10 protein-coding genes are annotated in these 12,120 nt (G+C 74.1%); 5 read left to right on the forward strand and 5 right to left on the reverse strand.

Going from position 1 to position 12,120, the window contains the following annotated elements; translation table 11 throughout:
• The 3 genes from ACIBZJ_RS00535 (at position 1) to ACIBZJ_RS00545 (ending at position 3,937) form a co-directional block, all read left to right on the forward strand.
• Entirely contained in the window at positions 1–1,362 is a 1,362-nt protein-coding gene (locus ACIBZJ_RS00535) for an L-serine ammonia-lyase (RefSeq protein ID WP_395923900.1), read from the forward strand.
• A gap of 61 nt (positions 1,363–1,423) precedes the next feature.
• Positions 1,424–2,818 carry an NAD(P)/FAD-dependent oxidoreductase gene (locus ACIBZJ_RS00540; RefSeq protein WP_395923902.1) on the forward strand — a complete coding sequence of 465 codons (1,395 nt, stop codon included), beginning with the start codon at positions 1,424–1,426 and terminating at the stop codon, positions 2,816–2,818.
• A gap of 78 nt (positions 2,819–2,896) precedes the next feature.
• Positions 2,897–3,937, forward strand: a complete 1,041-nt coding sequence (locus ACIBZJ_RS00545; RefSeq protein WP_395923904.1) for an alpha/beta hydrolase — start codon at positions 2,897–2,899, stop codon at positions 3,935–3,937.
• Here the strand turns inward: ACIBZJ_RS00545 and ACIBZJ_RS00550 are convergent.
• Positions 3,927–4,973 (reverse strand): acyltransferase, encoded by a 1,047-nt coding sequence (locus ACIBZJ_RS00550; RefSeq protein WP_395923906.1) that lies wholly within the window; start codon positions 4,971–4,973, stop codon positions 3,927–3,929. The genes ACIBZJ_RS00545 and ACIBZJ_RS00550 overlap by 11 nt on opposite strands.
• A 73-nt stretch (positions 4,974–5,046) precedes the next feature.
• Entirely contained in the window at positions 5,047–5,451 is a 405-nt protein-coding gene (locus tag ACIBZJ_RS00555; RefSeq protein ID WP_395923908.1) for a hypothetical protein, read from the reverse strand.
• 129 nt (positions 5,452–5,580) lie between these two features.
• Between ACIBZJ_RS00555 and ACIBZJ_RS00560 the strand changes: the two genes are divergently transcribed.
• Entirely contained in the window at positions 5,581–7,182 is a 1,602-nt protein-coding gene (locus ACIBZJ_RS00560; RefSeq protein ID WP_395923910.1) for a GH25 family lysozyme, read from the forward strand.
• A 22-nt stretch (positions 7,183–7,204) separates the two neighbouring features.
• On the opposite strand, the gene ACIBZJ_RS00565 is transcribed toward ACIBZJ_RS00560, so the two are convergent.
• From ACIBZJ_RS00565 to ACIBZJ_RS00575, 3 genes are read right to left on the reverse strand one after another with little or no spacing between them, the layout of a single operon-like run.
• Positions 7,205–7,855, reverse strand: coding sequence for an SDR family NAD(P)-dependent oxidoreductase (locus ACIBZJ_RS00565; protein WP_395923912.1), 651 nt, complete (start codon positions 7,853–7,855; stop codon positions 7,205–7,207).
• A complete protein-coding gene (locus ACIBZJ_RS00570; RefSeq protein ID WP_395923914.1) occupies positions 7,852–8,565 on the reverse strand; it encodes a TetR/AcrR family transcriptional regulator in 714 nt (237 codons plus the stop codon). Before ACIBZJ_RS00570 ends, ACIBZJ_RS00565 begins: the two co-directional genes overlap by 4 nt.
• Positions 8,566–8,596: 31 nt before the next feature.
• Entirely contained in the window at positions 8,597–9,742 is a 1,146-nt protein-coding gene (locus ACIBZJ_RS00575; RefSeq protein WP_395923916.1) for a hypothetical protein, read from the reverse strand.
• A 91-nt stretch (positions 9,743–9,833) separates the two neighbouring features.
• Here ACIBZJ_RS00575 and ACIBZJ_RS00580 point away from each other — a divergent pair, with 91 nt between their 5' ends.
• On the forward strand, positions 9,834–12,059 hold the full coding sequence (locus ACIBZJ_RS00580; protein ID WP_395923918.1) for a LuxR C-terminal-related transcriptional regulator: 2,226 nt from the start codon (positions 9,834–9,836) through the stop codon (positions 12,057–12,059).
• Positions 12,060–12,120: the final 61 nt, after the last annotated feature.

Below are 12,120 nucleotides of genomic sequence, written 5' to 3' on the forward strand. Positions count from 1 at the left end.
ATGACGATCAGCGCCTTCGATCTGTTCACGGTCGGGATCGGTCCGTCCAGTTCGCACACCGTCGGCCCGATGCGCGCGGCCCGCTCGTTCGCCGACCGGCTGGCCGCGCTCGGGGTGCTGCCCCGGGTCGCCCGGGTGCGCTGCGAGCTGTTCGGGTCGCTCGGCGCGACCGGTCACGGGCACGGCAGCGTCAAGGCCGTGCTGCTGGGGCTGGAGGGCGAGCGTCCGGAGCTGGTCGACCCGGCCGCGGCCGATCCGCGCGTCGGCGCGATCCGGGGAGGCGGAAAGCTGCTGCTGGCCGGTGAGCACCCGATCGAGATCGCGGTCGACGACGACGTGATCCTGCACCGCCGCGAGCGGCTGGACTTCCACACCAACGGCATGCGGTTCCACGCGTACGACACCGCCGGCGGCGAGCTCGACCGGCGCGAGTACTACTCGGTCGGCGGCGGGTTCGTCCTGGACGAGGACGAGTCCGGGCAGCCGCTGATCGTCGAGGACGCGACCCCGGTGCGCTACCCGTTCCGGACCGGCCGGGAACTGCTCGATCACGGCCTGCCGATCAGCGAGGTCATGCTCGCGAACGAGCTGTCCTGGCGCACCGAGGACGAGATCCGCAGTGGGCTGCTGCACCTCTGGTCGGTCATGCAGGAGTGCGTCGACCGCGGCTGCTCGACGCCGGGGGTGCTGCCGGGCGGGCTGAAGGTCCGCCGGCGGGCGGCCGCGCTGCGCGAGACGCTCGAGACCAGCCAGGACCACTCCGACCCGCTGCGGGCGATGGAGTGGGTGACGCTCTACGCGCTCGCGGTCAACGAGGAGAACGCCGCCGGCGGGCGCGTCGTCACCGCGCCGACGAACGGCGCCGCCGGCATCATCCCGGCGGTGCTGCACTACTACCGGGACTTCCTCGACTCCTACAGCGAGGACGGTGTCGTGCGGTTCCTGCTCACCGCGGCCGCGATCGGGCTGCTGTTCAAGGAGAACGCCTCGATCTCGGGGGCCGAGGTCGGCTGCCAGGGCGAGGTCGGCTCGGCCTGCTCGATGGCGGCGGCCGGGCTCGCGGAAGTGCTCGGCGGCACGCCGGAGCAGGTCGAGAACGCGGCCGAGATCGGCATCGAACACAACCTCGGGCTGACCTGCGACCCGGTCGGCGGGCTGGTGCAGATCCCGTGCATCGAGCGGAACGCGGTCGGGTCGGTCAAGGCGATCACCGCGGCCCGGATGGCACTGCGCGGTGACGGCCGGCACCACGTGACCCTGGACAAGGCGATCAAGACCATGCGTGAGACCGGCGCCGACATGAAGGACAAGTACAAGGAGACCGCGCGCGGAGGGCTCGCCCTCAACGTGGTGGAGTGCTGAGCGCACCGGCCTTATGACAACACGGTTGACGCCGGAGCGCGCCCCGGTTTCGATCGAGGTCATGGACCCGCGGAAGTCCCTGGCCGACGTCCAGCACGGTGTGTACTGGCTCGAGGACCCGGGCCGCCCGGACGCACGGCCGGCGCTGACCGCCGACACGTCGTGCGACCTCGCGGTGGTCGGGGGCGGCTACTCCGGCCTCTGGGCGGCGCTGATCGCCAAGGAGCGCGACCCGTCGCTGGACGTCGTCCTGCTGGAAGGATCCCGGATCGGGCACGCCGCGTCCGGCCGGAACGGCGGGTTCTGCGCCGCCAGCCTGACCCACGGGCTGGGCAACGGGCTCTCGCGGTGGCCGTCGGAGTTGGCCGAGCTGGAGCGGCTCGGCTCGGCGAACCTGCGCGCGATCGAGGACGCGCTGACCCGCCACGGCATCGACGCGGAGTGGGAGCGTACCGGCGCGCTGAACGTCGCGACCGAGCCGTACCAGGCCCGTGAGCTGCAAGACGAGGTCGCGGTGGCGGCCCGGTACGGCGTCGCGCTCGAGTACCTGGACGCCGACGCGGTGCGCGCCGAGGTCGACTCTCCGACGTACCTGGCCGGGACGTGGGACCGGGACGGCACGGCGCTCGTGCACCCGGCCAAGCTCGCCTGGGGCCTCGCCGACGCCTGCCGGCGGCTCGGCGTCCGGATCTACGAACTGACGCCGGTGCTGGGGCTGACCTCGGCCGGAGCCGGGTTGTCGCTCCGGACGCGGAACGCGACCGTGCGCGCGCGGCGTGCCGCGCTGGGAACGAACGTGTACCCGTCGCTGGTGCGGCGGATCCGGCCGTACACGGTGCCGGTGTACGACTACGCGCTGATGACCGAGCCGCTCGGCGACGCGCAGCTGAACTCGATCGGCTGGCGGAACCGGCAGGGGCTGGGCGACTCGGGCAACCAGTTCCACTACTACCGGCTCACTGCCGACCACCGGATCCTGTGGGGCGGGTACGACGCGATCTACCACTTCGGCGGGCGGGTCCGGGCCCGCTACGAGGGCCGGCCGGAGACGTCGGCCCGGCTCGCGGGCCATTTCTTCGAGACGTTTCCGCAGCTGGAGGGCTTGCGGTTCACGCACGCCTGGGGCGGGGCGATCGACACCTGCACGCGCTTCTCGGCGTTCTTCGGCACGGCCCACGCGGGGCGGGTGGCCTACGCGGCCGGCTACACCGGGCTCGGGGTGGGAGCGACCCGCTTCGGGGCCGAGGTGATGCTCGACCTGCTGGCCGGCGAGACCACCGAGCGGACCGCGACCCGGATGGTGCGCACCAAGCCGCTGCCGTTCCCGCCCGAACCGCTGCGTTACGCGGGCGTCGAGCTGACCCGCCGGTCGCTGGTCGCGGCCGACGCCAACGGCGGGCGCCGCAACCTCTGGCTCCGGGCCATGGACGCGGTGGGGTTCGGCTTCGACAGCTGACGCGTTGCGACCAAAGTCGGAGCCAGGGTAGCCGGTGGCCGGAAGCGTGGGCCGGTGCGGGCCGGGATGCTCGCCGGCATGCCCTACGGATATCTGTTCACGGTCGCGGTGCTGGCGTTCGTGACCGCGACCGCGGTGATCGGCCCCCGGCCTGCCCACACCACCCAGAATTTCTGGGGGTTCTGGGCGACGTTCCTGATCAACGAACTCCCGTTCCTCGCGCTGTACGTGCTCGCGGCGTCGAGCGTCCTCGCCCTGGTGCAGGGTGACCTGCTGTCGCCGGGTGGTCTGGCCGGGCTCGCGGTCGCGGTATTCACCGCGGGCGGGCTCGTCGTCCTGATCCGGCGTGCGCTGGCGACGCGGGCGGTGCTGGCCGGGATCGGGCTCGCGCCCGGGCCGGTGCGCTGGGCCCACGTCCTGCTGGCGCCGCTGGCCGTGCGGCGCTGGGACGTCACGCGTGCCGGGAAGATCGCCTACGGCGACGCGGGCCGCCGCAACCTCCTCGACGTCTACCACCGCCGTGACCGTCCGACCGGCGGGCCGGTCCTGGTCTACTTCCACGGCGGCGGGTTCCACTCCGGGCACAACCGGCGGGAAGGCCGGGCGCTGTTGTACCGGCTGGCCGCGCGCGGCTGGGTCTGCGTGAGCGCGAACTACCGGTTCAGCGGCTACCCGGACGCCCACGCCGACGCCGAGCGGGTGGTCGCCTGGGTGCGTGCGCACGCCGCGGAGTACGGCGGCGATCCGGCGACCGTGTGTGTGTCCGGCAGCTCGGCCGGTGGCCACCTGGCCGCGATGACCGCGCTCGCGGATCCTTCGATCTCCGGCGCGATCGGCTTCTACGGCTACTACGGACGCGTGGCCGGCCCGGGCTCGTCGCCGCTGGATCTCGTCCGGGACGCACCGCCGTTCCTGTTCCTGCACGGTGACCTGGACTCCTCGACGCTGGTGGAGGACACCCGGGAGTTCGTCTCCCGGCTCCGCGAGGCGAGCCGCGGACCGGTGTTCTACGCCGAGCTGCCGGGAGCCCAGCACTCGTTCGACCTGTTCTATTCGCTGCGCTACAGCCAGCTCATCGACGCGGTCGAGGCGTTCGGCGCCACGCTGGTCAAGGCCTGAGCGGGACGAGCCGGGGGCGCCGGCGGGCGGCCAGGTCCTCCAGCCAGCCGAACAGCACCACCGCGACGCCGATCAACACCCAGGCGGCCGGGAACCAGATCAGCGGTGAGCCGCCCAGCCAGGTGCTCGCGATCAGCAGCGCGACGCCGTGCCAGAGGAAGATCGTGACCGCCCTGGCGTTGATCACGCTGATCGCCCGGTCGAGCCAGGGCACACGATCGAGCCACTCCAGGCGGAACGAGAAGCGCATCAGGATCAGCACCGTTCCGAAGTAGTACAGCGCGATCGCGAGATCGCTGTCGAGCAGGGACGAACTCCGCGCCACCCCGGCCAGCCACGCGATCCCGGCCAGCGCGATCACGCCGCCGAGCGTGAGCAGTTTGGCCGGCGAGGCCCGGCGCAGCTGCCCGTCCGCGTGGGCGAACCCGATCAGCCAGCAGCCCAGGTACGTCAGGACGTCGTTTATCGAGTTGCCCCACCAGCCGGCCAGCGGAACGACGTCGAGCTCGCCCAGCGTCAGCAGGAGGAACGGCGCCGCCACCGTGGGCCCGGGCGCGCGCCGGAACGCGGGCAGCAGTACCGGCGAGAGCACGACGAAGAGCAGGTACGTCTTGACGTACCAGAGCACGCCCCAGCCGACGACCCCCCACCCGCTGCCGACGGGGTTGCCGATCGGCAGGATCCAGAAGAGCAGCTGCCAGGGGTCGATCGGGCTGCCGTCCGGGGTGACCCAGTCGCCCGGCGGACCGTCGTGCCAGATCATCACCGGCACCCAGATCAGGCCGAACGCCCAGAGAACCGGGAGGAGCCGGCGGACCCGGGTGCCGACCGCCCGGCGCGGGGACCGGCTCATCGACCGGGCCATGAGCGACCCGCCGATCGCGAACATGATGCCCATCGAGGGCAGCCATTTCAGCCAGAGCCAGCCGAAGGCGTGGAAGACCGTGACGCGGACGAGCGCGGCGGCGCGCAGCGCGTCGAGGTAGCGGTCGCGGTGGGTGACACGGGGTTGGTCGGTGACGGCCGGGAGGTTCATCGGCGGGGTCCTTCGCGGTTTCCCGGCGGCATGGGGGCTCGCACGGGTGGGAGGGGCGCGGACAGGCGCCGATCTAGATGCGAAGGGATCCGAGTTCGTGCAGGCCGGCGCCGTCTCGTTCGGCCGGCGCCGGTGGTGGGCAGCGGGTGTCGGGCGCGGTCGTGCGGTCGGCGGTGGCGGTGGCGGAGGCCGGGGTGGTGCCGGTTTTGGACGCCGCCACCGCGACGGGCGCGGCCTGGTGACACCCGTCCGGCGCCGCCAGCAGGCCGGCTGACACCGGGAAGCCCGCTGCCGCCAGGACGTCGGTTGTCGCCAGGACGTCGGTTGCCGCCACGACGTCCCCCGCGGCCGTCGCGACGGGTTCGTCGTCCAGGCAGTGCGGGAGCACGAGCAGCGCCAAGGCGGCCAGGACGACCGCGACGAACAGGGCCCGGCGGCCGGGTCCGGCGGCCGGGGCACCGGCCGCCGGAGAGTTCATGCCGCTCAGCATAGGTGCCCCGCGCTCGGGAGCGCCTGAGGAGCGGCGCCTGCGGACCCCTCCGGATCCCTCCGCGGACAGCGATGTGGTTCGCGTCGACGCGGGGGCGTCGGTAAGGGGGTTTTGCCGATGTCGTCCTTCGTCCGTCGAGTCGTGGCGTGTGCCGCCGCCGCCGTCACCGCGCTCGTCCTGACCGCGGGCACCGCCCGGGCCGGCGACGTGCGCGGGTCGGACGTGTCCGGATGGCAGCACCCCCGCGGCGCCGAGGTCGACTGGACCGCGGTCCGCACCGACGGCGAGGCGTTCACGTTCATCAAGGCGACCGAGGGCTCGGACTTCGTCAGCCGCACGTTCACCACCGACTGGAAGGCCAGCCGGGCGGCCGGCCTGCTCCGCGGCGCGTACCACTTCGCGCGGCCGTCGGTCGGGTCCGCGGTGGCGCAGGCCGATCACTTCGCCCGGACGGTCGGCAGCCTCGGCGCGCCCGGTGACCTGCCGCCGGTGCTCGACCTGGAGGTCTCCGGCGGCCTCACCCCGGCGCAGCTCGCGACGTGGACGTCGCAGTGGCTCGTGGAGGCCCGGGCCCGCACCGGCCGGACGCCGCTGATCTACACGTCGCCCAACTTCTGGCAGACGTCGATGGGGAACTCGAAGGCGTTCCTCGGCTACCCGCTGTGGGTCGCCCGCTACGCGTCGGCGCCGAGCGCGATCGTGTGGCCGCGCTGGACGTTCTGGCAGTACACGCAGACCGGCACGCTGGCCGGCATCAGCACCGCGGTCGACCGCAACCTGTTCAACGGATCGCTGGACCAGCTGCGCGCCCTGGCCAACCTGGCCCCGCTGACGGGCGCGCCGCGTACGGACGCGGCCGTGACCGGCCCGTCGGCCCCGACCGGCCCGTCGGCCCCGTCGGCTTCCTCCGGCTCGTCGGCTTCGTCCGGCGTGATCGGGTCGGCCGCCGGTCGTCTGCCGGGCGCCGTGCTCGGCGCGCCGGGTGCGTCCGTCCGCGCCGACGGCAGCGTCGTGGTCGCGGCCCGTAGCCGGTCCGGCCTCCTCGTCACCGAATACTCCGGCGGACGCTGGGGGAGCTCGCGTCCGCTCGCCGGCCGTCTCGGGTCGGACCCCGCGGTGGTGAGCGGGTCCGGCGGACGGGTCGACGTGCTGGCCCGTTCGACGTCCGGCGCGCTCGTGCAGCGCTCGCGGGTCCGGGGCGGGTGGAGCGCGTGGAAGAACCTGGGCGGCCCGATGGCCGGCACCCCGGCGGCGGTGGCGGCCGGCGGTGACCTGGTCGTCGCGGCCCGGGGGAGCGACCAGCGGCTGTGGGTCCGGCGCTACCACGCCGGGCAGTGGGCGGCCTGGACGCGGACGACCACCGTGCTGACCGGCGACCCCGCGCTGGCGAGCGTCGGCGGCCGGCCGGTGCTGGTCGCCCGTACCCGCGCGGCCGGGCTCGCGACGGCGGCACTGGCCGGAACGCGTCCGGGCCGGTGGACCGCGCTGAAGGGGACGGCCGGCCCGGTGTCGGCGTCCGCGGCCGGGAACCGGGTCGTGGTGGTGGTCCGCGACGCGCGGGGCGCCCTGCACCGCCGGGCGAGCGTGTCCGGACGCTGGGGAGCCTGGCAGAACGTGCCCGGCCCGTCCGGCGCCGGAGCCGCCGTGGTAACCGCCCCGGCCGGTGACCTGGTGGTGACGCGGGTGGGCCCGAGCGTCACGGTCGCCGCTCTGCGCTAGCGGCGGCGACCCCGGCGTCCTCCTACAGCGGGCGGGCGAAGACCCGGAACTCGTCGCGGGACGTGTGCATGCCCCACAGCGTTCCGGCCAGCACCGCGGGATCGGTCCGGGGGTCTCCGGCCGTGATCGCGCCCGGGATGATCAGCTGACCGACGTGCACGTTCTCCGGCGCCAGGACGGTGTGCAGCATCGTCGCGTACGCGCCTTCGCCGGCGAACGCGATCGAGGTTCCGGCGACCGCCGGGTTGGGCCGCGCGCCGCTGCCCCCGTTGGCGAACAGGATCGTGCCGCGGCCCAGCGCCCGCATCCCGGGCAGGACCTGCCGCACCGCGGTCAGCGGGCCGAATATCGAGAACTCGACCGCGCCCGCCACGTCGGCGGCGGTGGTGTCGAGCACCGGGCGCAGGAAGTCCCGGTGCGGGATCGGACTGTACTCCAGCACCTCGATCGGGCCGAGCTCCTGGCCCGCCGAGTCGAGGGCGCCGGCCAGCGCGTCCCGGTCCCGCACGTCCGCGGCGTACCCGCGGGTGTCGAGGCCCTCCCCGGCGAGCGCGGTGGCGAGCGCGCCGGGACTGCGGGAGATCAGCGCGACGGAGAAGCCCTCGGCGCCGAACCTGCGCGCGACGGCGGCCCCGAGGCCCGGTCCGGCACCGATGATGGCGATGGTGGTCATGACGTCATCCTGCGCGCCGGCCGGTCCAGCCGGGCCTCCACCCCGTCCAGGAACAGCTCCAGCGCCATCGGGTACGCGCTGGCACGCATGGTTTCGGCCAGCGCCGCCGAGCAGGCCGCGATGTTCGGGTGGGTCGATCGCGGCAACCCCGCGTAGACCGTGTCCCAGACCGCGTCGTCGGCCGTGTCGGTGTCGTGCGGGAGCGCCGCCGCCGACGCGTCGAGCGCGGCGAAGCCGAGCGTCAGGTCGATGAACGCGTGGTAGTGCCTGGCCGCGTCGCCGGGGGCGAAACCCGCGTCCCGGAGGATGCCCAGCCCGAGCTCGATCGTGCTGATCTCGTGGGGCCGCCCGGTGACCCGAGATGCGGTCAGCGCCGAGATCCGCGGCTCGGCGACCAGCGCCGAGTGGATCCGCAGCCCGAGTTCCCGCAGTGTGCCGCGCAGCTCACCGCTCGGAGCGAAGTCGGCCAGATACTGGCCGATCAGATCGTCCGCCACGGCCCGGATCAGCTCGTCGGTGTTGCGGAAGTACCGGTAGACCGACGACGGATCCGCGCCGAGCGCGATGCCCAGCCGCCGGACGCTGAGCCCCTCCGAGCCGTGCTCGTGGATCAGCCGGATCGCGGTCCGCACGATCAGTTCGTGGCTGAGCACCACCCCGGTCTTCGTCGGACGCCGCCGCCGTCGTTCACCCACCACGCGCTTGGTCATGCCCCGATGACAACACCCGTGCTTCCGGCGATCAACCGGTGGTGACGTCGGCGAGGCGCCGGCGCGGGCTGAGACCGGCCGTCCGCTCCGGGTGCCCGATCCGGAACGACACCAGCCCGGTGGACGCGGGACGGCCGAGGATCGCGCCCCAGCGTCCGGAGAACGTGTCCGGCCCGCCGGTGGCCCGGTCGCGGTCGATGCGCTCGGTGATCTGGTTCATGTGGTGGAACCCGAGACCGAGCGCGGTGGCCGCGAGATGCATCCGGGCCAGCAACCGCCCGCCGGTGACCTGCGCGGCCCGATCGGTCACGTCGTCCACGGTGATGACGCCGTAGGCCGCGGCGGTGGCGGTGTGCACTTCGCGGGTGGCCTTCACCCAGAACGCGTCGCCGTCGGCCCGGGACTGGGCGGGCAGCATTTTCGCGGCGAACAGCGTCAGGCCTCCGAGGCCCTGGCCGTCGAGCGTGAGCCCGTCGCGGTGCTCGTCGACGTCACCGCGGTCGCTGCGGAACCACGAGAATGCCTCCGCCGACTGCTCGTCGTCGGCGACGATCGCCTCGGTGGCCTCGACGTAGAGGTCGCCGAGCCGGTCGCGATCGGTCACCCACCGCACGTCGGCGCCGTCGATACCGGCGGGCAGCCGGCTCACGTCGACCGGGGCCTTCGTGTACGGCCCGCGATTCGTGTGGCGCCGCGGGATCGCGTCGGCCAGCTCGCGGTCGCGGGACGATCCGCCGGGCGCCAGGACGATCCGGGCCACCAGGTCGGACCCGGTGCCGTCCGGGAACAGGCTCACCGCCGGAGTGAAACCCGCGGGCCCGGCCGCGATCGCCATGTTCTCGACCGCGCAGCCCAGCCCGGCGAAGTGCTCCCGGCCGCTCGCGTCGTTGCACGGCATCCGCCGGGCCGGGTCCGAGTGGACGTCGATCACGCCCCCGGACACCGCGATCCGCCAGGGCTGGGTGTTGTGCGGATTGCAGGCCAGGACACCCGCCCCCACCACCCGGTCGACGCCGGACATCCCGGCCCAGTCGTGCCAGAGGTCGTACGGGTCGCCCGAGCCCGCACGGAAAACGCCGTTCGTGCCGGCCCGGAGCGCGGTGGCGCCCACCGCGACGGATCCGATGCCGGCCCCGGCCAGTTTCAACGCGGACCGTCGACTCAGTTGTGTGGTCATGCCCGCAGGCTCGCGCCGGACCGGGTGCCGGCGCACCACCCCGCCCGGCGCTGTACCCGGGGTACCCGCGTACCGCACAATCGACAACGCCATGGCGATCTCGAGCGTCCGTCCCCTGCTGACCGTGAAACGGGTGATCCCGCCCGTCCGCGACGGCGCGGTGGCCCGGGCGGGGCCGGTGGGCCGGCTGCGTGCGGCCCGGACCCGGCTGACGGTCGTGGTGGCGCCCGCCGGGTGGGGCAAGACGAGCACGCTGAGCGGCTGGGCCGCCGACCCGGACGAGGAGCGGCGCATCGCCTGGGTCTCACTCGACGAGAGTGACGACGAGCCGGCCCGGTTCTGGACCTATGTGCTCACCGCGCTCCGGGAGGTCAGCGACGAGATCAGCGAAGAACCGCTGCGCTCGCTCGGCGCGGCCGACGTCTCGCCGGTCGACCTCGCGCTGCCGGTGCTGCTCAACGAACTGGCCACCGCCACCCAGCAGCACGTGCTGGTGCTGGACGACTACCACGTGCTCACCGATCCGCGGATCCACGAGGCCGTCGAGTTCCTGGTGTCCTATCTGCCCCCGGCACTGCGACTGGTGATCGCCGGGCGGGCCGATCCGCCGCTGCCGCTGGCCCGGCTGCGGGCCCGTGGTGACCTGACCGAATTGCGGGCCGGTCACCTGCGGTTCTCGCCCGACGAGACGGCGGCGCTGGTGTCGGCCGTCGCGGGCGTCCCGCTCGACGCCGACGCGGCCGGTGCGATGTGGAAGCGCACCGAAGGCTGGGCGGCCGGCGTCCAGTTGGCGGCGCTGGCGCTGCGGGCCGACCCGGGCCGTCTCGACGGCGACGACCGGCACCTGCTCGACTACTTCGCCGCCGACGTCCTGCCCGGGCTGGCGCCGCGCCAGCGTGAGCTGCTCGTCCGGTCGGCGCCGCTGGAGCTGCTGTCGGGCCCGCTCTGTGACGCCGTCCTGCGGACGACCGGCTCGGCCGACGTCCTGGCCGAACTCGAGCGGGCGGACCTGTTCGTCGCCGCGCTCGACGCCGACCGGCAGTGGTACCGGTGCCACCGCCTGCTCCGCGACGCGTTGCGGCACGAAGCCGGCGCCGACCCGGACGACGTCCTCGCGCGCGCGGCCGACTGGTTCGCGAGTCACGACCGGATCGACGACGCGGTGAGTCACCTGGTGCGGGCCGGCCGCACCGAGGCCGCCGCCGCCCTGCTGACCGAGACCGCCCAGCCGTGGTTCTTCGAGCGGGGCGCGGCGGCGACGTTCCTGCAGCTCGGCGAGCAGTTGCCCCGCTCCGTGATCGGGCCGGTGCTGGGGCACACGCTGGGCTACGCGGCCGCGCTCTGCGGCCGGCAGGAGAGGGTGATCCACTGGCTGGACGAGAGCGCGGCCGGGGTCCGCCCAGACACCGAGCTGGCGGGATGGCACAGCTTCCGGGCCGCGGCACTGTGCATGCGGTGCACGTTCGGAGTGCCGGACGCCGACCCGGGCCTGGCCGTCGAGCTCGCCCGGGAGGCCCTCGCGCTGGAGACCGCCGGGGGCGGGGGCAATCCGACGGTCGGGCTCGCACTGGGCGCGGCGCTGGTCCGCGACGGCCAGTTCGACGAGGGCGTCGCGATCCTGCTGCCGCTCTGGCGGCGCGATTGGGCCGGCTGGCCGCCGTGGCTGGTCCTGCAGGTCGCCGGCACGCTCACCGTGGGCCTGGTCGAGCTCGACCGGGGCCCGGAGTGCGATCGGGTGGCCCGGGACGCGGCACCGGTGGCCGCGGTCGTGGAACGTGAGGGCCGGGAGGCGGCCACCCCCGGGCTGGCCCACCTGCGCACCGCCGAGGGGCGTCGTCGCTACCGCGAGGCCGACCTCGGCGGTGCGGTCGAGTCGCTGCGGCGCGCGGCCGCGCTGGCCGAGCTGCATCCGCGGTCGATCATGCTGGTCGTGGCCCTGGTCTACCTGGCCGACGCCGAACTCGCCTGCGGTGACCGCCCGGCCGCCCGGGCGGCGCTGGCCCGGGCCCGTGACGTCGTCGACGAGGAGGGGCTGACCGGCTTCGCCGCGTCCCGGCTCGCGGAGGCGGAGGCCCGGCTGGGGCGCCGCTCCGCCCGCGCGGCCGTCCGGTCCGGCGCCGTCCTGGAGGAGCTGACCGACCGCGAGCTCTCGATCCTGCGCGCACTGCAGGGGACGGCGAGCCAGCGCGAGATCGCGTCCGCACACTTCCTCTCGATCAACACGGTGAAGGCCTACACCAAGGGCCTGTACCGCAAGCTCGGCGTCGCGTCGCGTCAGGACGCGGTGGCCACCGGCCGGGAGCTCGGCCTGATCTGAGCGGGTACCCCGGGTGCTTCCGGCCGCGGGGTGGTGCGCGGGCACCCGGGTGATCGGTTGC

It is taken from the genome of Cryptosporangium sp. NPDC051539, from assembly GCF_044454545.1.
Lineage (GTDB): Bacteria > Actinomycetota > Actinomycetes > Mycobacteriales > Cryptosporangiaceae > Cryptosporangium.